This window comes from Flagellimonas marinaquae, from assembly GCF_023716465.1.
GTDB lineage: Bacteria > Bacteroidota > Bacteroidia > Flavobacteriales > Flavobacteriaceae > Flagellimonas > Flagellimonas alginolytica.
In genome coordinates this window covers 2928472-2953105 of sequence record NZ_CP092415.1, presented here as the reverse complement: position 1 = coordinate 2953105, position 24634 = coordinate 2928472, and the positions used below count along the sequence as shown (strand labels likewise).

General features: G+C 37.7%; 22 protein-coding genes. 13 read left to right on the top strand and 9 right to left on the bottom strand.

The window, feature by feature from the left end:
- Positions 1–8: 8 nt before the first annotated feature.
- The 4 genes from MJO53_RS13045 to MJO53_RS17000 all read right to left on the bottom strand — a co-directional run bounded on the left by MJO53_RS13045 (position 9) and on the right by MJO53_RS17000 (position 3608).
- Positions 9–428 carry an HYC_CC_PP family protein gene (locus MJO53_RS13045; protein ID WP_127139828.1) on the bottom strand — a complete coding sequence of 140 codons (420 nt, stop codon included), beginning with the start codon at positions 426–428 and terminating at the stop codon, positions 9–11.
- Positions 429–614: 186 nt separating this feature from the next.
- Positions 615–1040 (bottom strand): hypothetical protein, encoded by a 426-nt coding sequence (locus MJO53_RS13040; protein WP_252079390.1) that lies wholly within the window; start codon positions 1038–1040, stop codon positions 615–617.
- Positions 1041–1213: 173 nt separating this feature from the next.
- Positions 1214–2500: a site-specific integrase gene (locus MJO53_RS13035; protein WP_252079389.1), complete on the bottom strand. Its 1287-nt coding sequence runs from the start codon at positions 2498–2500 to the stop codon at positions 1214–1216.
- 1048 nt (positions 2501–3548) lie between these two features.
- Positions 3549–3608: an LEPR-XLL domain-containing protein gene (locus MJO53_RS17000; RefSeq protein ID WP_420485544.1), complete on the bottom strand. Its 60-nt coding sequence runs from the start codon at positions 3606–3608 to the stop codon at positions 3549–3551.
- A 63-nt stretch (positions 3609–3671) separates the two neighbouring features.
- Here MJO53_RS17000 and MJO53_RS16995 point away from each other — a divergent pair, with 63 nt between their 5' ends.
- From MJO53_RS16995 to merA, 8 genes are all read left to right on the top strand, one after another.
- The gene (locus tag MJO53_RS16995; protein WP_420485543.1) at positions 3672–4184 is read left to right on the top strand and encodes a tyrosine-type recombinase/integrase; all 513 of its coding nucleotides are present in this window, start codon (positions 3672–3674) and stop codon (positions 4182–4184) included.
- Between the two features lie 149 nt (positions 4185–4333).
- Complete coding sequence (locus MJO53_RS13025) at positions 4334–5224, top strand: hypothetical protein (RefSeq protein ID WP_252079387.1); 891 nt, start codon at positions 4334–4336, stop codon at positions 5222–5224.
- A 185-nt stretch (positions 5225–5409) separates the two neighbouring features.
- Positions 5410–6972: an SIR2 family protein gene (locus MJO53_RS13020; protein ID WP_252079386.1), complete on the top strand. Its 1563-nt coding sequence runs from the start codon at positions 5410–5412 to the stop codon at positions 6970–6972.
- Between the two features lie 163 nt (positions 6973–7135).
- Positions 7136–7930 (top strand): cation transporter, encoded by a 795-nt coding sequence (locus MJO53_RS13015; protein WP_252079385.1) that lies wholly within the window; start codon positions 7136–7138, stop codon positions 7928–7930.
- A 341-nt stretch (positions 7931–8271) separates the two neighbouring features.
- On the top strand, positions 8272–8649 hold the full coding sequence (locus MJO53_RS13010; RefSeq protein ID WP_027375684.1) for an ArsR/SmtB family transcription factor: 378 nt from the start codon (positions 8272–8274) through the stop codon (positions 8647–8649).
- Positions 8646–9251, top strand: a complete 606-nt coding sequence (merTP, locus tag MJO53_RS13005) for a mercuric transport protein MerTP (RefSeq protein ID WP_027375685.1) — start codon at positions 8646–8648, stop codon at positions 9249–9251. The genes MJO53_RS13010 and merTP overlap by 4 nt, the downstream gene beginning before the upstream one ends.
- Positions 9252–9298: 47 nt before the next feature.
- A complete protein-coding gene (locus MJO53_RS13000; RefSeq protein ID WP_027375686.1) occupies positions 9299–9658 on the top strand; it encodes a heavy-metal-associated domain-containing protein in 360 nt (119 codons plus the stop codon).
- Positions 9655–11307: a mercury(II) reductase gene (gene merA, locus MJO53_RS12995; RefSeq protein WP_027375687.1), complete on the top strand. Its 1653-nt coding sequence runs from the start codon at positions 9655–9657 to the stop codon at positions 11305–11307. The genes MJO53_RS13000 and merA overlap by 4 nt, the downstream gene beginning before the upstream one ends.
- Before the next feature lie 514 nt (positions 11308–11821).
- Here the strand turns inward: merA and mobB are convergent.
- Positions 11822–12844, bottom strand: coding sequence for a MobB family relaxase (gene mobB / locus MJO53_RS12990; protein ID WP_252079384.1), 1023 nt, complete (start codon positions 12842–12844; stop codon positions 11822–11824).
- A gap of 5 nt (positions 12845–12849) precedes the next feature.
- Entirely contained in the window at positions 12850–13434 is a 585-nt protein-coding gene (locus MJO53_RS12985) for a BfmA/BtgA family mobilization protein (RefSeq protein ID WP_252079383.1), read from the bottom strand.
- A 776-nt stretch (positions 13435–14210) separates the two neighbouring features.
- Here MJO53_RS12985 and MJO53_RS12980 point away from each other — a divergent pair.
- Positions 14211–15296, top strand: coding sequence for a DUF4365 domain-containing protein (locus MJO53_RS12980; protein ID WP_252079382.1), 1086 nt, complete (start codon positions 14211–14213; stop codon positions 15294–15296).
- 34 nt (positions 15297–15330) lie between these two features.
- Positions 15331–17250: a CdiA family toxin C-terminal domain-containing protein gene (locus MJO53_RS12975; protein ID WP_252079381.1), complete on the top strand. Its 1920-nt coding sequence runs from the start codon at positions 15331–15333 to the stop codon at positions 17248–17250.
- A 216-nt stretch (positions 17251–17466) separates the two neighbouring features.
- On the opposite strand, the gene MJO53_RS12970 is transcribed toward MJO53_RS12975, so the two are convergent.
- Together MJO53_RS12970 and MJO53_RS12965 are read right to left on the bottom strand one after the other, a co-directional pair.
- On the bottom strand, positions 17467–18513 hold the full coding sequence (locus MJO53_RS12970) for a hypothetical protein (RefSeq protein WP_252079380.1): 1047 nt from the start codon (positions 18511–18513) through the stop codon (positions 17467–17469).
- A 30-nt stretch (positions 18514–18543) separates the two neighbouring features.
- Positions 18544–18861 carry a hypothetical protein gene (locus tag MJO53_RS12965; RefSeq protein WP_252079379.1) on the bottom strand — a complete coding sequence of 106 codons (318 nt, stop codon included), beginning with the start codon at positions 18859–18861 and terminating at the stop codon, positions 18544–18546.
- 131 nt (positions 18862–18992) lie between these two features.
- Between MJO53_RS12965 and MJO53_RS12960 the strand changes: the two genes are divergently transcribed.
- Positions 18993–19376 (top strand): helix-turn-helix domain-containing protein, encoded by a 384-nt coding sequence (locus MJO53_RS12960; RefSeq protein WP_252079378.1) that lies wholly within the window; start codon positions 18993–18995, stop codon positions 19374–19376.
- Positions 19377–19441: 65 nt separating this feature from the next.
- On the opposite strand, the gene MJO53_RS12955 is transcribed toward MJO53_RS12960, so the two are convergent.
- Complete coding sequence (locus MJO53_RS12955) at positions 19442–20692, bottom strand: site-specific integrase (RefSeq protein WP_252079377.1); 1251 nt, start codon at positions 20690–20692, stop codon at positions 19442–19444.
- A gap of 503 nt (positions 20693–21195) precedes the next feature.
- Here MJO53_RS12955 and MJO53_RS12950 point away from each other — a divergent pair.
- Both MJO53_RS12950 and MJO53_RS12945 read left to right on the top strand, forming a co-directional pair.
- Entirely contained in the window at positions 21196–21951 is a 756-nt protein-coding gene (locus tag MJO53_RS12950; RefSeq protein WP_252079376.1) for a DUF805 domain-containing protein, read from the top strand.
- On the top strand, positions 21948–24626 hold the full coding sequence (locus tag MJO53_RS12945) for a hypothetical protein (protein WP_252079375.1): 2679 nt from the start codon (positions 21948–21950) through the stop codon (positions 24624–24626). The genes MJO53_RS12950 and MJO53_RS12945 overlap by 4 nt, the downstream gene beginning before the upstream one ends.
- Positions 24627–24634 lie beyond the last annotated feature (8 nt).

The window sequence follows — 24634 nt, the reverse complement described above, 5'->3', positions numbered from 1 at the left end:
CTAACAAATCAAATTAAGAAAGTCTGGTGCAGCACTTGCACATCCCGTTTGACAAAGGGTCGCGGGTAATCTTCAAAAGGAACTTCTTCAGATTCGGTTCCTTCAAATAGGTTTATATAAGAGTATGTAAAAGCAGCGATGAACGTTTGCTGCTCAAAAGAAAGCGTGTCAAAAGATATTTTAAGGTCGTCTTTGCCTTCCTTTACAATTTGCTCGTCAGAACAACAAGATTTCTCAGTCATTTTAGGATTCTCACAACTTTTAACTGGTTGTGCTTTTTCCATTCCACAACCTTCAGCTTTTGAGAATAAACTAAAATCGACCAAATTGTCCCCACAATAATGCATATCCACAGTAAATGACATTGTAGAGAACATCACTACAAAAGCCATCGAAATAGATAATATTTTATGGAAAACCTCTTTCATCGTTGCAAAATTACAAAATTTTGGAATTAACCGCATTACTTTAAGTTAAGTTTAAGGCAATCGATCGATGAAAAGTTTTATAAGGGAATGTTTTATGTCGCAAAAAAACCTTGAAAAACAAAAGCTGTTGTTATATGTGTAACCCTCCCTTTTGTCGGGCTATTTATTGGACGATTTTTTGATCTATTATAGTTCGAATGCAAGAATCTCCTGCTCAAACTCCGACTTTCGTTCCTCCAAGGTATTCTGCAATTGTGTGGTCACCAAATTGATGAGATTGCTGTTGGTTGTCTTGAATTCCAATCCATGGGAATCCCTGATGTAAAATGAACTGGAACCGTCCTGGTTGTAGTTGAACTTGGTGAGTTCTCCAAGGGTCTGGTTCAGGCGTTCCCTGTTGGTCGCCAAGCCTCTCAACTTTTCAAACTTCTGGATCTGGCTGTCGATGCTGATTTTGGGAACCACCACCGGTGCCTTGGCTTCTTTGGTCTTTTCAGTACCATTGGCGCTACCAGTAGCCTCCTTGGTCAGTTGGTCTTTGACATCCTTGTTGGATGCTTTTTGTCTTGTTACCGTTTTCTTGGTTCCGGTCTCTTTTGTTTTTGTTTCCATGTTAAATGAATTTTTAATTAAACAATATTTGAGCATGTAACAAGTGGTAGACAAAATTTTGGAGCGGCAAGGAAACGGAATAAAAAGGGACAAAGGAGCGGCTTTATGCCGTCCCTTGTCCGACAAACTTTTGCGGGCTTAGCTTTCGATGATATTGGTTAAGCTATTAAATTTTATCTTATGATCCGCAGGTTGGCCCCAGGTTTCTGGCCATTCACTACTTCCTTTTCGGGACTTTTTTCGAGAACCGCTTTCAACTGGGCCATATCCTTGCTGATCTTTTTCTCCACCACCCTTGCATATTTTTGGGTGGTCGATAGTTTGGTGTGCCCCAATAGCTTGGATACCGTTTCCAAGGGAACATTGTTCATTAGGGTAATAGTGGTCGCAAAAGTGTGCCTGGCCACATGAAAGGTCAGGTGCTTATCGATTTGTGCCTTGGTGGCAATCACCTTTAGGTATTTGTTTACTTTTTGATTGGAATATACAGGCAATAACGTATGGTCATTATCGACATTGGGATGATTGGAATACTTGTCCAATATGGCCTTGGCATGATACAGCAGGGGAATCCTTACAGGTGTCTTGGTCTTTTTCCGTTTGACATTGATCCACTCTTCTCCATCTATTCCTGTTACAATATCACTTCTCTTTAAGAGCTTGACCTCAATATAGCTTAGGCCTGTATAACAGGCAAAAAGAAATATATCCTTTACAATGGCCTTGCCGCTATCCTTGATTTTAGTGGAAATCAAGCATTGTATTTCGGCCTCTTCCAAAAAATCACTGTCGTAATCCTCGAACTTCATGTTGTACTGGTTGAAGGGGTTTTGGGGGATGCACCTGAACTTGAAGGCTATGCCCACCAATTTCTTGAACCGCTCCATGTGCTTCATGATGCCATTATTGGTCAATGGCTGGGCCTTGTTAATCGGAGGGCAATTTCTAAGGAAGCTCTCGAATTCGACCAAAAATGCATAATCTATAAAGGACAATCTTATGTCCTGTGAGTTGAACTTTTTCTTTACGAACCGTTTTAGGTAGGTTTCCGTGGCCGAGTAGTTCTTGATCGTGCCCTTTGCCAATTTTGGCATTTCATGGGTGCGATGGAATTCGATGATATCCTTTAATGTCCTGACCACCTTGTCCTTTCCAAGGTAGCGCAATTTGATGATCTTTGCGTTGATCACCGCTCCCTCCCCTATTAACTGCCGATGGCACTCCAAGAGTTTGGCGTGAACATCGTCTAGATATCGGTTGATGCTGTTCGCTTCATTGGCACGATGATCGATTTTGCCCAAAATAGGACACCATCGTTCTTCAAAAGTTGATCTATGGACACTGAGGTCGGAATAGCGGCCCTCAAATCTTATACGGGCATAAATGGGAATCCGGCCATCTTTTTTTTTGGCCGTTTTTTTTAGCCAAAAGCTGATACTGAATGAATTAGAGCTATTCATGTGTTTTCGCCTTAAGTGGAACAATCCGTTGAGCGAAAGTCAAATCACACGAAATATCAAATCGGGAAATACAAGATAAGGAATTTCCCCCGACAAAAATAGGACATCATATAGGACATCCTCACCCTTGATTTCAGACCAAAACAAAAAAAACCAGAAAAAATTAATTTTCTGGTTTTCAATTATTTATGGTTTAGTTTGTTGTTAAAAAAACCATGTCTGTCGGGGTGGCAGACCTAGCCTAACACACACAATATACTGTTATTCTGTATTTTATACTCAATTCTCAAATTTTGCACACCTAATTGCACAACAAAACCATCAAGAACTTCGGAGATATAATTTGCTCTCTTTTAGTTCCATTAAGATACAAAAAATCGTAGAAACAATTTTATGATAGCCCCACAATGGTCGGTTATTTAAGTGATGGTATTTGGGGGGTCCAAAACTTAGAAAAACATTCATTCTTAACAAGATAAGACTACTTAATATGAATTGATTTCGTAATTTGAAATATATTATTTCCAATAATTGGCGCAGCATACCCTCAAGAATCTTAAAAATTTGGATGAAAACTGTAAAACTAATTGAAGGAAAACAAAACGGTGAAAATGTTATCATCGTTAGCTTCTATACCAATGAAAAATTGGAGAACCATCTTATGCAACTAAAGGAGTTGAATAGAGACAATTCAAGTGGCAAATTTTATATTAAGAACACGGGGCAAAACTTAAGTCTTGTATTCAACCATATGCGTAAGATAAATTGCTATGTGGACTATACCGAATTAAAGCAAAAGCAAACTGATAAACCTAAAAAGAAAGTAAAACTTTATTTACCGCCCATTGATTCGCTGAACAAACAAAACTTGAATAGGTTCAGGAAGTGGTTGGAGGAAAAGAGATTGAGTCCCAACACCGTGGACACCTATATTGAGGTAACCAGTTTTTTTCTCAGGTACACCATCTTGAAAAATTCAAGAAGCCACTCAAAAAGGTTGGTCGAATCCTTTAATTATGAATTCATAGTCCAGGAAGGAAAATCCATATCATATCAAAACCAATGCATCAACGGCGGAAAGAAGTATTTTTTGTTCAAGGGCATCGATATTGGTGCGTTAAACCTAAGCAGACCGAAGAAAGAGAAAAAACTTCCTGTTGTCCTGAGCAAGGTGGAGGTAAGGTCCATCATCGATGCCACCCACAACCTAAAACATAAAACACTTTTATCCCTCATTTACTCTGGAGGGCTAAGAATAGGTGAAGCTATCAATCTCAGAATCGATGATATTGACAGCAGAAGAATGTTGATACACATAAAAGGCGGAAAAGGAAAAAAAGATAGATACACATTACTTTCCGGGAGTTTTCTTAAGATTCTTCGGGAGTATTATAAACAGTTCAGGCCGAAAGATTATCTGTTTGAAGGTCAAAAGGAATTAAAATATAGTGCCAGCAGTGCTCAAAGCGTTTTAAAAAAGGCTGTTATGAGTTCTGGAATACGGAAAAAGGTTACTCTTCACACGTTAAGGCACAGTTTTGCTACACATTTATTGGAAAGTGGAACCGATATCCGTTATATCCAAGAACTTTTGGGACACAATAATCCTAAGACCACCATGATCTACACCCATGTAACCGAGAATAGTATCAAAAACATCAACAACCCATTCGATGACCTGTAATTATCTATATATTGCATACTGAGAAAATAAAAATGGTAACTATACTGAACAATAATTTAAAAAACTTGGGCATAGCCAACCAAACTGGTGGTATATGCCCAACAAAGTTCAGTATATAATCAAGTTAGGCACAATATAGAACCAACCATATGAAAGAACAAAAACCCGAAGAGGAAAAAATTGAAACTTTCGAAGAAAAGTTTGAAAACTTCATTGGAAAAGCCAAGGAAGAAATCTCAACCTTGAAAACTGAATTAAACGATATTACAGAACTTTATAATGATTTCGTTAAAAAACCAAGTTCTGCTGTATTAAGTAAAGCGGAAAAACTCAATGAAACTTTTGAAAAAGTTAATGAATATAATTCCGAAATATCTGAAATAGAAGAAAAAGTAAGCGACTTCCAGACCAAGATTTTTGGAAAAACACCAGAAGATAAAGAATCTTTGAAATTTAAGTTGGACGACTTAAAGACTCAACACGAAGAATTACACGGAGAATGGGAAGGAAAATACGAAACCTTGACAACCAAAATAGAGGGACTTTTACCAGGAGCTACTTCGGCTGGACTTGCAAAATCATATTATGACCAAAAAAACAGCTATAAATGGCCAAATATTATTTGGTCAGCAGTTTTCACCTTAACAATGGTTGGTATGGTTTACTATGCGATTAAGACTGTAACTGAAAGTGCTGACATCGGAAACGCATTTATGAATATTTTATCAAGAGCACCTTTCTTCATTCCTACAATTTGGCTCGCCTTATTTGCCAGCAAACAACAAAGTCAGAATAGGCGACTTGAACAAGAATATGCTTATAAAGAAAGTTTAGCTAAATCCTACGATGGATATAAAAGAGAAATTGAAAACCTGCCTGAAAGTGAGGAAAAGAATGAAATATTGGAAAAATTAGTTCGCACTATGATTGACACAGCTGGATTCAATCCAAGTTCGACTTTGGAAAAACAATCACATAATGACAAACCACCTATTTTTGGGAGTTTATTCGGTCGAAAAGAAAATGATGAAAAGAATTAAAAAATACTGTGCCTAACAACGGCTATAGTTCATTACGGCTGAAATTCCTAATCGGAATTTCAAGCCTTTTTGCTAAATTTATGGTTACGGCGGAATGATACTCGCGTACCATTCCGTAACGAAACCATAGCCCAAACCGTTAGCTGTAATTATCACTCAAACCCTATAAATAAGCAATAAAATATATGTTCGCACAAGAGTTTAAAGAACACATTTCAAAATTTTCAACATCACCCTTTCTATTTATTGGGTCTGGATTTTCAAGAAGATATTTAGGATTACCAACTTGGGAATTATTACTTATGGAAATTTGCGATGAATTGGGCTTAACTAAACCTTATAATTTCTATAAATCCAATGCTGATTCAAAATTACCAAAAGTTGCTTCTATTATTGGAGAAGACTTCAATGAATTGTGGTGGAGCGGAGAGAAATTTGAAGAAAGTCGTAAAGAATTTTCAAGTTTGGCAGAAACGAAATTTTCGCCTTTAAAATTTGAAGTAGCTAAAAAGATAAAAGCTCAAAAAGAATTATTAAAAGATGATTTAATTGACAAAGAGCTAAAACTTCTCAAGAAAATAAATATAGATGGAGCAATAACTACGAATTGGGACGAGTTGTTGGAAAATATTTTCCCTGAGTTTAACAAGTTCGTTGGACAAGAAGAATTGATATTTTCAGAACTATATTCAATTGGTGAAATATATAAAATACACGGTTGCTCTTCAAAGCCAAATTCATTGATTTTAACAGAGGAGGATTATAATAATTACGAAGAAAGAAATGCCTACCTCGCAGCAAAATTGTTAACTATTTTTATTGAAAACCCTATAATTTTTATAGGTTATAGTTTAGATGATAAAAATATTCAGTCTATTTTAAAATCTATAATAAAGTGTTTAACAAAAGAAAAAATTGAAAAGTTAAAAGACAGGCTTATTTTCTGTCAATGGAATCCGGAACCTATCAAAACAAGCATAATCGATAGCACATTACTAATTTCCGACACAGTTATTCCAATTAAATTAATTACGACAAATGATTTTGTAGAAATATTTACAGTCTTAGCTAATAACAAAAGAAAATTACCTATCAAAATTCTAAGACAAATGAAAGGAATGGTTTACGATTTTGTAAAATCTAACAATTCAAAATCAAAAATATACGTTACTGATAATTTAGAAAATATAGAGAATATTCATAACGCTGAATTTGTGTATGGCGTTGGTCTTAAAGACAGATTTTCAGAAGTTGGGATAAAAGGTATTGAGCTTAAAGATGTTCTTTTAGATGCTATCGAATCAAGAAATTGGGAATCTGACAAAATATCTGAATTGTGCTTACCTTATCTAAACGCTAAGTATATTCCATATTTTAAACATTTGAGAAATGCTGGTTATTTAAATGAAAACAATGAAATTGATGAAGACAATGAAATTGTCGAGTTTTCGCCAGAATTTATTAAAAAAGTTAATGAAGTTAACCCAAAAAGTTTTTATCCTTCGGCAAATTACATAAGAAAAACAAAAGAAATTAACGATAAATATTCATCTTTTACTGAGTTAAAAACTTCAAATAATCAATTGCATATTTTGTTATACACACCTCTATTAGCTTATGACAAAATAGATTTAGAAGAATTATTAAAATATTTACAAGAAAATAAAAAACTTCTTGAAAACAGTACAAATGGAACTCACTTTAGAAAATTAATTTGTTTGTACGATTACCTAAAATATAAAAAATAACTACAGCTAACAATGGCTATAATTCATTGCGGTTGAATTCCTTATCGGAATTCAACGCAAATTTGCTATCTTTCGGCTACGGCGGAAAGAATCCTGCGGATTTTTCCGCAACGAAATCATAGCCGAGACCGTTGTAAGTAATGCCGAAAAACCAAGAAACCAAGTGAATAAAACAATATTTGAAATTACCAAAATGGATTGTCCTTCAGAGGAAAATCTTATCCGAATGAAATTGGACGGAATTTCAAGCATTGCGAATTTGGACTTTGATATTCCGAATCGAAAATTGACCGTTTTTCACAGCGGAGAAATTGACCAAATCGAAAAGTCCGTTATCGAATTGAATTTAGGTGGAAAAAAAATCTCAACGGAACAAACCGACCAAACGGAATTTAAAGAAAACGAAAATCAGAAAAAACTACTTTGGTCTGTACTTGCCATAAATTTTGCTTTTTTCATTATTGAAATGACAACAGGAATTATCTCAAAATCTATGGGACTTGTTGCCGATAGTTTAGATATGCTTGCGGACAGTTTTGTGTACGGAATTAGTTTGTTTGCGGTTGGCGGAACAGTAATAAAGAAAAAACGGATTGCCAAACTTGCTGGATATTTTCAAATAATACTTGCGATTATTGGATTTATAGAAGTCTTGAGAAGATTTTTCGGAAACGAGAAACTTCCCGATTTTTCAACAATGATTATAGTTTCGATTTTTGCACTTATTGCAAACGGAATTTGTCTTTATATTTTGCAAAAGTCAAAGAGCAAAGAAGAAGCACATATGAAAGCGAGTATGATTTTCACTTCGAATGACGTGATTATCAATTTGGGAGTAATTATTGCAGGAATTTTAGTGCATTACTTGAGTTCTAATAAACCTGATTTGATTATCGGAACAATTGTTTTTGCATTGGTAATTCAAGGAGCATTTCGGATTTTGAAATTAAGTAAGTGAACTAAAAAAGCACTACTTACAACAACGTGTATAATTAATGGCTGGTTCTCGCCTACTTACGAAAATCCTCGCGGATTTTCTATTCGGTTTTTATTTGCTTAATTAGGTGCTTAAACACGCCACTAATCATACACAAAACCGTTGTGCGTCACCCTAAAAACCCACCGCACATTTAGCACATTTGGTTTTTCCGACACTCAAAGCCAACGCTAAAAAACCAAAAGAGCTAAATCACCCACCGCTGACAAAGAAGAATTGTTAAAAACTATAATTAAGTATTTGCTTAAATAAGAAAACTATTTGTATTTTTGCTGCGTTATTAAATCCTAAACAAGGAAATTATGGAAAACAATCAATCGTGTATCCGTGTGTTTGCCGACAAGGTTCAAATAGACAATTGTAGAGAAATACTTCAAACCAACGACAAGGCATTCAGTCAACTGAGTGGACTTTTAGCATTGGCAGGAAACGAAGTAAGGTTAAAAATCTTATTTCTCTTAGAAGAAGAAAACGAACTTTGTCCTTGCGACCTTTCAGACATTCTCGGAATGAGCATCCCTGCCGTTTCGCAACACCTCAGAAAACTAAAAGACGGAAACGTCATTGAAGGTAGAAGAGAAGGACAAACCATTTTCTACTCTTTGAAACAGGAGCAACTTACTTTACTTCGTCCATTTTTTAAACACATCATAAACAATTCAAAAAAGGAAACAGTATGAACAAGAAAAACAACAGACTTGTCGGAGCGGGTGTGCTTTCGGCAGTAGCAGCATCACTTTGCTGCATTACACCTGTATTGGCTCTTATTTCAGGAGCTTCAGGAGTGGCATCTACCTTTTCATGGATGGAACCAGCAAGACCTTATCTAATCGGTATCACCGTTTTGGTATTGGGCTTTGCTTGGTATCAGAAACTCAAACCACGAACAGCCGAAGAAATCCAATGTGATTGCGAAGAAGACGAAAAAAAACCCTTTATGCAGACCAAAACATTCTTGGGAATTGTAACCGTGTTTGCAGCCTTGATGCTCGCTTTTCCAAACTATGCACACATTTTCTATCCTTCAAACGACAACAAGGAAGTTGTAATCGTCAATGCTTCTGACATCCAAACGGTAACTTTTGATGTAAAAGGAATGACTTGCAATGGTTGTGCTTCACACGTAGAAAATGATGTGAACAAATTGCCAGGCATTGTTAAGGTAGATGCGATTTATGAAGAAGCGATTGCCAAAGTAGAATTTGACCAAACCAAAGTGAGTATCGCTCAAATTGAAGAAGCCATCAACGGTACAGGTTACAAAGTGGTTGGCAAGAAATAGTATTTTTTTGCCTTTTGTATTTAAGAACTTAATTAAATAATTACACAATGAAAAAGAATTTAATTCTATTGAGTGCTTTGTTCCTAATTGGAATTGCTCAGCTCAATGCACAATGTTGCAAACCGACTGACAATAAAGCACAAACAGCAAATACAACACAGCAAGAAGGTAAGACCCTGCAACTGAAAATCACGGGAATGACTTGTGCAGGTTGTTCCAACCATATTTCAAATGCCCTCAAAGAAGTGGACGGCATTATTGAACACAAAGTGGAATATCCGGGCGATTTGGCAACCATCCAATACGACCCAAAGAAAACAAATCCTGACGCTATCATCAAGGTTATTGAGCAGACAGGCTATAAAGCCGAAATCATTAAGGAAAATCAAAAAGAGAAATCATTATGAACAAAGAAATAATAAAACTTGACATCATAGGAATGACCTGCGACCATTGTGCAACAGGCATTGAAAAATTACTTTCCAAAAATGAAGGTGTAAAAGAAGCTAATGTGAGCTATCCAAAAGCTACTTGCGAATGTTCTTTTGACCCTACCAAAACCAGCAAAGAAGAAATCATTAATACCATCAACGGCACAAAAAACTATCGTGTAAAAAGTGAAATCCCTGATAATGGAAACAGCGGAATTAATCAATTTGATTTAATCATTATCGGTGGCGGTTCGGCTGCATTTTCGGCAGCAATCAAAGCCGAAAGTTTAGGATTATCGACCTTAATGGTAAACGGTGGTTTGGACTTTGGCGGTACTTGTGTCAACGTGGGTTGTGTGCCTTCTAAAAATCTTATTCGTGCAGGCGAGTCGGCTTATCACGCTACACATTCCAACTTTGAAGGCATCAAGCCAAAAGGAGTTGATATTGATTTCGCTCAAATCATCAAAGACAAGAAAAAATTAGTAGCCACACTTCAAGAGAAAAAATATATGGATGTGGTAAGCGATTTTGAAAACCTGACTATGCTAAAAGGTTGGGCAAAATTCAAAGACAACAAAACCATTTTGGTTGATGGCAAGGAATACAAAGCCTTCAAATTTTTAATTGCTGCGGGAGCTACGACCAACATTCCGACTATTGAAGGATTGGACAAAATTGACTACTTGACCAACGTTTCCCTTTTCGACTTGGAAGAAAAACCCGAAAGCTTGACCATTATGGGAGCAGGTTACATAGGTTTGGAAATTGCAATGGCGTACAATCGTTTAGGCGTTAAAGTCCGAATCATTGAATTTACCGACCGTGTTCTACGGACACAAACCCCAGACATCAGTGAAGCATTGGAAACCCAAATGCGAAAAGAAGGCATTGAAATCTTACCTAATTTCAGAGCCGTGAAATTCGAGAAACAAGCGAATGAAACCATCATTCACTGTAAATGTCCTGACGGTTCATTTACGCAAATTATAGAAAAAGGTAAGGTAGTAATTGCCACAGGCACAAAAGCCAATACAAGCCAATTAGGGTTAGATAACATTGGTTTGGAACTCACCAAAAGCGGACATATCGCTGTGAATGAAAAAATGGAAACCAATCTACCTAACATTTACGCAGCAGGTGACGTAACCAACACCCCTGCATTTGTTTATACAGCCGCTTTTGAAGGTAAAATTGCCGTTGAAAATGCGTTCTCAGGAACAGATAATAAAGCCGATTATTCTTCTTTACCTTGGGTGGTGTTTACTGACCCACAAATTGCAGGGGCAGGTTTAGATGAAGCACAGGCAGAATCAAAAGGCATTCCGTTTGAAGTGTCAAAATTGGAATTGAAAGACGTACCGAGAGCCATAGCAGCCAACGACACAAGGGGTTTCATCAAACTCATTCGTAACTCGGAAACTGACAAACTTATAGGTGCAAGAGTAGTCGCACCCGAAGGTGGAGAACTCATACAACAATTAAGTATGGCAATCAAATACGGAATAATGGTGAAAGACTTAGCAGACAGTTTCTACCCTTATTTGACTTTGGGAGAAGGTATAAAATTAGCAGCAATAACTTTCGGAAAAGACGTATCAAAATTAAGTTGCTGTGCCAGTTAATCCGCCCCAAAGGCACACACTCTTGCAAGTCGCACCAGCCAACGCTTGACCAAAACTTGCAAGAGAGAGTGCCTTCCCTACCCCAAAAAATCCTACCTTTGAAAATTGACTAAACCGACTGAAAATAAAGGGCGAACGCACAACATTGTGTATAAGCAATAGCGGGTGAAGTGGTAAAATCAAGGTCTGTGCTTTTAATAAGCTTTGTGCTAAACTGAAAGGTTTGTACTTTCAAATCCGCTATTGCTCATACACGAAACCGTTGTAGCACATTTAATAAACGAATGAAAAAATCAATTCTAATTCTGATTTTAATATCTCTTTCTTGTAAAAGCAAAAAAAATGTACAAGAAAGTGTAAGCTCCCCTTAAAACTGGACTGTTTTAAAATAGAACGATAAAAACCCCAAATCTTACCTCCAACTTTTGCGCATGGATCCTATCGGGTTTTTGTAGCGTTCGGGAAGATAAGCGTGAAGCAAAAACACGTTAGGGCGCAACCTACTTCTTGGATTTCAGTATCCCATATCCTCACCCGCTCCCCTGGCCTTATCAATACCCCTACCAAGAGCCTTGATGATCTTGGCCGCCATTTGTACTTTATTGGTCGGTATGCTGGGTGCTTTGACTCCCATTGTCTTAAGCAGTTTAAAGGCCATGTCCTTTTCCTTGGTGGGCAACCCCATCACCTTGGCAAAGAACTTTCCCGGTTCTTTAGCATGGGCCTTTCTCCCAACATAGGATTCCACATAGTTCCGTTTGAAGCCCGTTGTCCTATCAAAGGTCTTCTCCGCTGCTTGATAAAAACTGTCCCGATTAAACCCTCTCTTGACTGTTTTTCCGTTCAGTTTCACCTCGGATGCCTTGTGCTTGGCCATGGGGGAAAGTGTATAGGTGTTCGTTACGTCTTTCCTGCTGACAATGATATGGATATGGGTCTGTGGTCCTTCTTTTTTCACTCCTGCAGCTACTAGCTGCCCGTTCTGTTTGTGCGGGGCCAATCTTTCCTGCTCTTTGATTCTCTTTTCAAGCTCTTTGACGTTCCCGATGGATTCGCCCCGTTCCACTTTCCGTATCTCGTTCCTGAGCCGTGCTATCTCACCACGGTATGGGGCATTTTCCTGAACCTGTTTGTCAAAGCCCCTATAGGTGCGTTCATGCTCTATCTTTGCATAATATTTAAGGTTCTCGGCCTTGACCTCTTGGTTGCGATGAAAACTCTTGGCATAGTCCTCCATAAGCTTCCTTGTATATTCCCTTAGCAGATTTGGGTCATTGCCGATGGCCTTTAGTTCCCTTTGGTTGGGACTGACCACTATGGAATAGAATTTTGGATCCTTCTGTCTTAACTTGGCCGTATTGGCATCTATTTCCTCAATGACCGTTTGAGGGCTTACGCTGTCATTTTCTTGATCAAAGAACTCTTCCCTCTGTTCTGGCAACCTGTCCTCGTTTTCCTTTTCCAGATAGTCCACATAGTTCCCTACACTGGAGTTGTAGGTACTGCCCATTTTCTGTGCTGAGATGGTAAGGTACATATGCGTTATCTTAATTGATGTTTCAAGCTTTCATAATCCCCAATGCCTATATTGATTTTCAGATATGGCTTTCCCATCATCGGCTCCACCTTCTCCACATTGTTGAGGATTTCATTGCAATGCTTTTTATATTCTTTGAATTCTTGCAATATTCTATCGTGCTCCACTTTTGGAACAGTATTCCTAGGCTCCAGAAAATCCATTCGCTCCACCTGTAACTTAACGGGTTCACGTTTAGGTTTTCTCCCATCCTTTACATAGGCCTCATAAAGTATCAGAACCATTTCATAGGTGGGCCGGATACTGGTCTTTTCCATGTTCTTGATAATGGCAATGAGCCTATCGAATTTTTTCATCATCTTCGCTTCCAATTTTTTGAGACTGTCAAGGATGATCTTTGTTCCCTCTCCAAAAGGGTCGAGGTTGTTCTCCTTGAAGTATTGTATCATTCCATCCAATACCTCACTATGCGATTTGTTGAACTTTTTGGAATAACTGCGAAAACGTGTGGCCGTTTCTTTCTTTACGGTGATATTGGAATAACCACCTGTTCCCTTCTTTGTTCTGCCGTTTGGAGATTGCTTTTCCATAGGTGCGATTTTGTTTTTTAGTGAAATTGCGTCAATTTTTTCGTCAAAAATTTCCAGTGTTTATAGGGCTTCCCAAAGGGTTTACTGTAGATTTCGGAAAAGTCTACAGTAGCCCCTGTTTTTGAACAGTATTCCAAAATCTATTCAATTGACTGGTTTTCAACTTGTTGAAGACCAGAAAACAACCGTGATGGCGCAATCTGCGCATCACCCTCTTGCTATTCCTTCGTCCCGCAAGCGGGACCGAAAGAATACAGCATGATTGAAAATCAGCCGCTGTTCTATTTTTGTTTGCTCAGTACGGATTTTGGGAAAGTCAAATCAAAGAATTTAACCGTACTTAAAATTTGTAGAACCACCTTATAAATTTAGTTTGTTATTCTTAAAAACAGAAATTGGGATTATCCACGTTTGGGTCTTTTTGAAGGTAAAAAAAATGGCTTTAAAAAGATTTGGAAAAGAGAACATCAAATAAGCGAATTGTAGATGGTATACATTTAGGTCTTTTTATAAGTATTATTTTTAAATTCCTTCTTACATTACAAATGAATAAGCTATTGGATACCAATGACACGCTTGTTTCCCCTCTGTATTTATTCTGAGTTTGACCAGTAAGCACATTTATGGGCATTAAAAGAGGGTATTGTGTAATAATTAGCAGTTAACCTGTTACTAATCTAAATAAGTTCCCTCAATTCTTATTTCAACTGTGGAATTAATAACTACTGGAACACGACATTATTGAAGAATAGCGAAGCCTTTAAATCTTAAATAATATGACCAGAAGAAATCCAACTATAAAAACCGAAAGACAAGGTGTCAGATACGTTCAGGGGTTGGTAGAGGACAACCATTGTATTTTCCATGAATTTTCCCTAGGAAACGACCAGGGAAATGATTGTTATATTGAATTTGTCAAAAACGGATATGCCACCAACTACGGGATTTTTGTACAAATAAAGAGTGGCAATAGCTATAAGGATAAGTCGGGTTACAAAATCAAGTCTGACCAGGCCCATTTAAACTACTGGGACAAAGCTCTTACCCTTACAATTGGCATAGTCTATGACCCAGATATTGGGAAAGCCTTTTGGGTTGACATTAGTTCCTACCTATCGAAGCATCCACAAGTACTTCATCAACATTACCACACTATACGTATAGAAAAAGATTATGAGCTTAATGAGCAGTCCTTCCTGAAATTCATGGACTACTGCATCATGTTCAGGGAATATTTCTCCAACTATGCAAACTATGGAAGATCCTTGGAACAGTTTGCCAATGTATCAAATCCCAAGTTATGTTATGAAGGCCTAAAGTCTTTGTATTCCAACCATCGAGAGAAGCCCTCCACTTGGTTTTACATTCTATCAACATTTTCCATGATAACAGCAGAAGGTATAAGGCGGAACATCTTGGAACTACTGAGCAATTATATCAATCCTGATATTTTCTGGCATCGGGATAATTTACATTACCTACCGCCAAACGACACGGTGCAATATCTGCGTCGTTTAATGACCATAGAATTTAGGCACGATGAAGTCTTATTGGCCCTACCCTATATGGAGGATGGAATTACCAGAGGGAGTTTCAGTTACCTAGTTTTTCTAGTGCTGAACATGGTTGGGGACATTCACATGATCTTGAGAGATTTAGCATTCAAACCGGAAATTACCGACGAGAGGCGCAATTTCTGTTTTTGGCTTTACCTACAGACCGCAAAATTCCATTCTATTGAAGACACCTTGCATACAGCCAATGAGTTCTTAGAAAATTTCCCTCTGGCCAAGGATGATGAGGCCATTATGGGTGTAAAAGAAGCCATTGAACATGGCGAGCTTTGGCCCGTTGGACAGTGATTGAATTCTAAAATAACCAAAACAAATAGTACTTATGTCAAAGCCACCTAAACTTAATTCTACATACATATGTATTGCAAATAGAGAAGATGACCTATTGGCTGCTGTTGTTTCATCCCATATAAATTCCAAGGGCGAGTATTCTTTGGTTTTTTCATTCTCTGGAGTCACCAAGGAAAAGGATTCAAAAAGCTTAAATGAAAGGGACGAACATCAGTTATCTAGGTCTAGGGCAACTACATTGGATATTGACTTGGGCAATACCATAAGAAGAATAGGAGGATGTGAATATGTTGTTTTAGTGGGACTAAGTAACAACCAAAAATCATATCTATCGTTTTTAGAGGAAAACAATGTCATTGAAATCAACTCGTTTGCGGATATCGATACATTCTTACAGCCCATAAGTAACCGAGAAGTTTTACCCTGCAAATCCGATCAACTTTATGTAGGCTTACAGTTAGCAGCAACACAGGACAAAGCGATACTTATTGATGAAAATGCGGAGGCAATTGAAGTAGAAAAAAGAAACCAAAATGGTTTGATTGTAGTTGAAAATAATCATTCCATATCTACTGTAGTTGCAACAAACTATGCTATTTCCATCAATGCTGACGTAGAACTTGTAGAGTCTTTTGAATTCCACGAAAAGAAATTTTTGGAATTGATCGAGTCATGGAGAGAAGAGGCAAAAAAGGGCACAGAGCAAACCTCTTTTAAAGAATTAAATTCCCTTCTTTATAGCAGAATAGGTCATATCAACTTCCCAGATTACGATTTTGTCACTTTTTTTACCATAGGTGCGCCCTATTCATTGATCATAGAAAACATAATACCATGTACCTATGTCGGCTTAAACCTCAATCCTGATTTTTTCATTTTCAACAATATCTGTTTTCAAGATCATTTCAATATTGATTCAGCTATAGTATTCTCCCCAAGATTTTTTACTAGGGAGGAAACGGATTTTGTGGTCGATAAACTCAAAGAGAACCATTATGAAGTTAACGCATTAATCAAGGAAGATGCCAGTGCGCATAATCTTGACTATTTTGTAAAAGAATTACCTTTCAACATATTACATCTTTGCAGCCATGGCAATCAAACAGAAGGCCAGTTAATAAAAGAAAAATATGTCGATCAATTTGGAGTGGAGCATATCTTTGAATACGGTATGACCATAGCATTAGCACCAGATCCGAACAAAAAAAACGCAGACGGTGAACCTCTTATCAAAGTCTCAAAGAAAATTTTCCCCAAAAAGCTAGATGGTATTCCTTTTAGGACCAAAGCGTTCAAGGAAAAAAATTACGATCCATCAATATTTCCAAAAATGATTGATACAGTCCCCATAAAGGAAAACCAAATAAGTTCACAGAGGCTGATTCTTGAAAATTCTCATGAAATAGTATGTTATAGATTTAGTCATTTAGGATTTTTCAATCATTTGGCGGCTGGGCACTCACCTTTAATATTCAACAACACATGTTGGTCCGCTTATGATATCAAAAACCATTTCATAGCCGTAAGAGCCAGGGCATACATAGGCACATTATGGAATATTGATAATTCCATTGCTATCAAGACTGCTGAATCATTTTACAATTCCCTGTTTGACAAAGCAATATTAGAGGCTCTTCAAGAATCTTTAGACCATTCGAAGAAAACCAAGGACGAAGGGATCTATGTATATTATGGCCTTCATTTCACAAGACTAAATAAAGGAAGTTCCATGGAAAGAAGTAAAAAAAAGGTTACCCTGGGTCTACTTCGTTCATTGGATACTTGGAAAGGCAATTTAAGCAGGTCCAATGATGATTCCATCAAAGAAAATATTCAGGATTTGATTCAATGGAATGTTTCCATAATTTCAAGAAAATATCGTAAAGAACTTTTAGAAATAATTGGAAAAGAAAAACTCATAGAACTGATAAGAAGTTATAGCAGGATTTAGCCTTACCCTTAGGTTAAAATATTCGCGAATAAGGCACACCCAACTATTGAAGTCACATAAACAAAGTGGAAGTAATTTGAAACACGGAATTGATTATAGCATTGGAACAAAGGTGAATTCATTAAAAATAATATCACTTATGAGCTATATAAATGATATTGTAAGATATAAAATAAAGACCTGCTATAATCGATAATCACTTTACAAGATATGATATTAGGGGCTTGTCTCCTTTAATGGCAACAATTCTATTGCCAATTGCAGTACCTCAACTATATTGTAATCGAAGCCGTTTACATGAAGGGGCGGCTCCACGTCCTCCTGTAGACAGGTAACGCCCAACAACAGCAGTGATCTTGCTTTGCACAGCATCTCGAAGCTGTTGTCGAATTCAAGCCTGCGCACATAGGGCTCCGCTTTTGTACGATGTGCATTGGGCGTTACTAAATCTAGTTCTTCCTTATGATTGAAAATGCCATTATCGATATTGCGTTTGAATATGGACAGCTCCCGATGGAACAGGGTCTTGATGTCCTTGGTGAAAAATGACAATTTTTGGGACAGCTGTTCCAGTTCATTTTTGGTAATTGTGTAGCTATGGGTATAGCGGGCGGATGAATAGGCATCCTCTAATAGGTCTAGCAATTTGCTGTCCATATCGGATTCCATTTGGAACGTGCCACCGAACTTGTCCAACATTTTCAATACATAGCCTTGATGGTTCTTGATGCTATGGCATATCTTTGTCCTCCCGCAGATGAAACGCTCCAATATCCTATAGCCCTGTTCAAAGGTCTGGTGCAGCATAAAGGCACTCTGGGGAAGGTTTCCCAATTCCCTAAAATAACTGGCTCCCTTCCTAAAGGATTTCATTCGCGCCATGTTCCGTTTAAATTCCCTTCTGGCCGTTTCGTAAAGCTTGGTCGGCTCCATGTCAGGAAGGATTATTGGGGAGTTGTCCCCTCCATTTTTGTACACAATGCTGTTTCTATTGCAGTTATTCAAAAAGTACAAGTTGCCCTCTTGGGCTTCTTTTCGTGCATAATTGGTTGCAAAGACACTGTAGCCAACATCGGGGTAAGGTTTCATTATGGCATCGATAACGGGCCGAACCTGCTCGGGAAAGTCCCTTTGGGACGGTCTTGCCAGAATGTCCAGCCGATTTTTAAACAAATGTCCATCCCTACCCCTGTTCAGGTGGATGCAATCAATTTCCAGCTCTTGGGTTATTTTGTCGATGATGAGTTGGTCTGATGTTTTCATAGGTATATTATTTAGTCATGGCGAAGGAGGTCAATATAGGTCTATCAAGTCGGCTATCTTTGTTATGGGGACTGACTCCCTGACCCTTTCCCTAAAGGATGACCGCTCCCATATAGTGCCATTTTTGCCATGTAATACCAATTCAAAATCGTCCAGTCTGGACCGTAACATGGTGACCATTCTATCAGGAATGTCCATTTCGTGGATGTCATTTTTTTTGTTGTCCATCCTGAGCAATAGATATTTGGCATTTACACTGTTCCTTGAAAAGATTGCCCATTCAAAATATCTTACAATCGCAATAGGCTCTTGTCCATTAAGCAGTTCTTTGATCCGTTCGGTTTCCATTTTTCTCCAATGATATGGGATAAAGGAAGCAATGGAATATCATGTACCGAAACAGAATGTCATGTATTGTACCATGGAGGGAGTGTATTTTACGGATGCACAGTATTATTAAAAAATCCTATATTTACGTAATGGAAACAGCTACCAAAAACAACCATATCGGAAGGAAGATAGGCCGCATCAGGGAATTAAGGGGTATGAAACAAGAGGCCCTTGCCATGGAGTTGGGCATCAGCCAACAGGCCATTTCAAACATTGAACAATCAGAGACCATCGAGGATACCAAATTGAAGGAAATTGCCAAGGCCTTGGGAGTGACTCCCGAAGCCATTGAAAACTTTTCGGAAGAAGCTGTTTTCAATATCATAAACAATACTTTTAAAGATAACAGTTCAAACAACAACAATTACCTGTGTACCATAAATCCCTTGGAAAAGATCATTGAACTTTACGAACGTCTCGTCCAAGCTGAAAAGGACAAAGTCGCTTATTTGGAGCAACAGTTGAAAAAATAAAGAATTCAAACCTAATCTTGAATTTTATAGTAAAAAGGAGCAATGGTATTTGCTCCTTCTTTGTTTCATGTAACTACACTTTTTTTGATTGCTTTTTCCTTGAACCTTATCAAAAGATTTCCAATATCCTCACTTATCTTGGATTCCACGACCCTGGCATAAATCTGTGTGGTGGACAGTTTGCTATGCCCAAGAAGTTTCGAGACTGTTTCGATGGGTACACCATTTGACAACATGACGGTTGTCGCAAAGGTATGTCTTGCTACGTGAAAGGTCAGGTTTTTATCGATGTCACAAGAATCCGCTATCTCCTTTAAATAGGCATTGGTCTTTTGATTGGAACTGATGGGCAACAAGCCTTCTTTATTTTCCATTTCCGGACATTGCATATACTTTTCCAAAATTTCCCGTGCCTTTGGGAGCAATGGGACCTTAACGGGCTTGTCCGTTTTTTCACGCTTGGTACTTATCCAATGGTTTCCGTCGATCCCCTTTACAATATTGTCACTGTTCAGTTCTTTCACATCCACATAGGAAAGGCCTGTATAGCATGAGAACACAAAACAGTCCCTTATCCTCTCTAAACGTTCGTTACCCATTTCAGCGCTTTCCAATTGCTCCAGTTCCTCTTCGTCCAGAAACTGCCTATCATATTTGTTATATTTCAATTGGAACTGGTTGAACGGGTTCTTGTCCATCCATTCCAATTTGACGGCAAGGTTGAGCATCTTCTTGAACCTTTCCAGATGTTTCATTACCCCATTGTTGCCCAATAAGAGCCTTTTCTTTGAATCTCTGTAATTGCGTAAAAAATGCTCAAAATCCGTGACAAAGGCATAGTTCAACTGTTTTAGGCGGACATCGTTGACCTTTCTTTTCTTAGACAAAAACCTGTGCAGATACTTTTCCGTCGTATAATAGTTCTTCATCGTCCCTTTTTTCAGGACAATTGACATATTCTCATTATGGTACTTTATAAGTTCCCTTAAGGTCTTGCTGTTGTCATCCTCTCCAAGATAACGGGACTTGATGACATCTGATGAAACAACCTTGTTCCCTTCCAAAAGCTCTTTATGGCAGTCTAACAGTCCACTATAAACGCTGTCCAGATAGGCGTTCAATGCCCTTATTCTCTGTGAACCTCCCCTGCCCCGGTTCCTTGAACTGTCCCATTCCTTGGAGGGAATACTTCTTTTTAGGCTTATCTCAGACCTTTGACCATCCACAGTAATTCGAACATAGATGGATAATTGGTTTGGGACGCTTCTTGATTTTCTGGTAAAGAAAATTACGGTGAAAGTGTGTTTTGATTTCATTTTCCATGACTTTGGTTAAACAATAAATTGTAAAGACGAAAGTCAAATCGTACCCTAAAGTCCTTTCAAGTTAGCACATTCCGGATAAATCGCTGTACACCGAATTGCACACCTTTTATTTGGTTTTAAATAAAATCAAATGAATGCATAAAAAACAAAAAACACTGAAAATCAAATGATTAACAGTGTTTTGTTGTGACCTATTTCTAGGTTCGTCGGGGTGGCAGGCCCATCCCTATAAACGTAAATAGTTGATTTTTAATATTTTACACTATTAACTTAGACCAGTTAACCGAACCCTGAACCGTGTTCAAATCGGCACATCCAGAGGCAAAACTTATGGGAGTTTTACACCACTAACTTAGGCATTTTTTTACTTATTCATCTTTGGAAAATGAAATTCAACGAAAAACAGCGTTTAAAAAAGACAGAAATTTCCTTATTAAAAATATTCCACTATTTTTAAAACGTAACTTTAAAAATAGCCTACTAGCCCAACCTCAATGTTCCAAAACCCATTTTCTTTTGATGGCCGTATACGACGGTTAGAGTATGGTCTAAGTTACTTGATCTACATAATCCTTTACCTCTGTGCGTCATTTTTATGGCAAGAGTTTCCGGCAGCAGCACTCTTTTTTTACCCCTTCATCTCGGTATTGATATGGTTTTTGTTGGCACAAGGCGCCAAACGTTGTCACGACTTGGGGAACAGTGGTTTTTTTCAGTTCATCCCTTTTTATGGTCTTTTAATGTTGTTCCAAGACGCTCAAAATGGCATTAACAAGTACGGACGAAATCCCAAGGAAGTGGTCGTTTCGATGAAAGACCCAGAAGAAAATACCCTAAAGTTTCCATTTGGGAAGCTTTCCATTGGCCACTCTTTGCTACGATTAAGTAGTCCAATCCTTATCAATGTGCTACTGGCAGCAATGCTAATGGAATATCTCAATGTCTCCGACATGGAACTGTTTTTGTATATATCAATTTCAGTTATTCCGTGCCATTTTCTGGCTTTGATAATGAACCATAATTCCCAAGCATTGGAGATTGACGGTAAAGGGCAGTTCAAGGAAAGGGTCATTTACTCCAGTACATTTTATTTTTTAGTTCGGCTGTACACCCTTTATTTCCGGGATACCGAAATTTATGTACAAGCCATCTTTTTTGAATTGATTATTATTGGTCTGTTCCTGTGTCTAACCTATTTTTCCTTTCAGCTTTATAAAGTCATTTTTAGAAAATCTTCCCTCACCTTATGAAAATTAAGCACCATATCATTTTATCCATCATTTTGATAGTGGTCATAATGACGTTTGGCTTTACCTATAAATCTGGAAGCGGTAACAAAGCCATTGTAGCTTGGTCGGAAAGACAATTAGACTGGGATGATTTTAAGTTGGTTCGGTTTATGGATGAAGATTTCGTGGCTACCATTTACTCCTATATTGCCAGCCCTAAATTGATAACCGATAAAAACTCTAGGGTCTATGCCTACATGAACCCCAACCTTTCTGAGCGTTTGAGAAACGAATACGAAGGATATAATGTATTGGTCCATGAACAATACCATTTCAATATTACGGAATATTGCGCAAGATTATTAAGAAAAGAGATTGTGGCAAAAGGGCTTGGTGGTTTATCATATAAAACCATGGAATCCTTGCATAAAAAGTATGCGAAAAAATTGGATAGCTTGCAAGATGTATATGATAGTATTACTGATCATAATGCCAATACGGACCTACAAAGATACTGGGAGCTTCAAATAGACGATTGGCTAAGGGAAACAGCTTACTATGAAAATGAGGATATACTCAGTTATTATGATTTCACAAAGAATCGAACACAATTCTATCGACATATCTATTTCACCCATACAAATAAAGTTTTGACCTCATATCCAGTGGGTGAAAAGGATATTAAATTTGGTGAAACCTATGAGGTGTCCTATCGCAATCTCGATGAGAAGGTCATCAAATTTTATAAAAATGGCAAACTGGTCAATGGAGGGTATTTTAATACCGCAATAACAAGGGTCCTTAAAAACAAGGATGATGTATTTGAGGTTCACTATCTCAACCCTGATGAAAGTTACAATCAAGATTTGGAGATCAGCCTATATAAGACCTATGTTAATGAAGATATGGATAGGACCGTCCATTATTTTAACTATAAGGGTGAAAGGGTCAGCCGGAATTTGGTATATGAAACAAAGTGGAAATATAATCAGGATGAACCGTCCTACATTGCCTCGTATTTTAATCGGAATGGAAAAATCATTCCAAATGATGAGGGAATTTATCAAACAAAGAGAATACTCGATAAAGAGGAAAGAACTATAATTATTGAAAATTTAGATAGGAGGAAGAGATTAAAGAACGATACGGATCTGATCGCCAGATACGAACTGGATTTCGATGATAACCATAAAAAAACCAAATACAGGCTTTATGACGAAAATGGGGAATTCGCTTTTCATTTAGGTGACTACCATTTAACATATGATTATGATGAAAGAGGAAATATGATCCGGGCAAGCTCATTGGACGAAAATGGAAATTATACCTATGACGACAATGGCGCATCGATTTACGAGTATACCTATGACCTTTACGATAGGGAGATTCAGGTCAAAAGGTTCAACAAAGATCATAGACCCATTGTGGCCAATGATGATTATTTTCAAAAAGTTTCCGAATACGATTCACTAGGAAAAATCACGTTTCAAGCTTTTTATTACCCGGGTAAAGTACTCAAATACAATGATACCCAATGGGGAGCGACAAGATTTGTCCATGTTGGGGACAGCATTATCTTGGAATACAATATTGATGCCTACGGGGATACCATTCAGAATGAACACAATATTGCCTTGATCAAGAAAAGGCTTGACAAAAAGAGCTTGGTAGTATCTGAAATTTATTTTGATAAGAAGGGCAATTTTGCAAAAACAAATGATGGTGTGGTGGAGTATAGATACCGATATGATGCGCTAGGTAAGCAGACCGAAACTGCTTGCTACGATTCCATTGGCAATCTTAAAGTTTTTCAGTCTGATGTTGCCATTATCCGATGGGAATATGACCAGAACGGAAACAAGGCAAAGACTACCTACTTCAATCCCCAAAATCAATTGGCGTATGCTGTTGACAGCATTACCTATAACATTTACAAATACAATAGCAAAGGAGGCCTATTAGAGCGTAGTAATTACGATATCAATATGAAACCTGGCTTGATCGATGGCGTATTCAAAACACGCTTCCTTTTAAATCATGCAGGTCTCGATTCGGTTAAATATGAGTACAATGCTAATGGAAAATTGAAATCAGGGGTTGCCATAACCCGATTTTATTATAATAAGTATAACAACCTGACGAGAACCGAATATTTCAATTCCTTGAATCAGAGAACCAAGGACCCAGAAGGTATCAGTGCCATTAACACCATTTATAACAAAAGGCAATATATCACAGGTTATGAATATTTGGATGAACAAAACAGATACACCAATAATTCCAGTGGTATATCGATTCTAACTTGGGTTTTGGATGAACTGGGACATACCTTATCCCATAGCTATTTGGATAAAAACCGTGAGCCTGTAATAGGACCATCCGGCTACTATAAAATTGAATATGAATGGGCCGACATGGGCGAAACCTCGAAAGTAAAGCGATTTGATAAGGACTTATCCCTAATAGAGGATGAGTATGGCACCGCCATATATGAATATACCATGAGGCCTTCCGGTCTGTACATCGAGGTAAGACGTTTTAACAAACAAGGCCAACTTGCCGAAAATAGTCTTGGGGTTGCAATCACACAATATACCCCATATCTGGATGGATTATATTATTTGGAGAAAGAGTTGGATGCCAATAGGGAAATGGTAAACGATACAATCAATAAAACGGCAGAGGAAATTCAGTGAATTTTAAT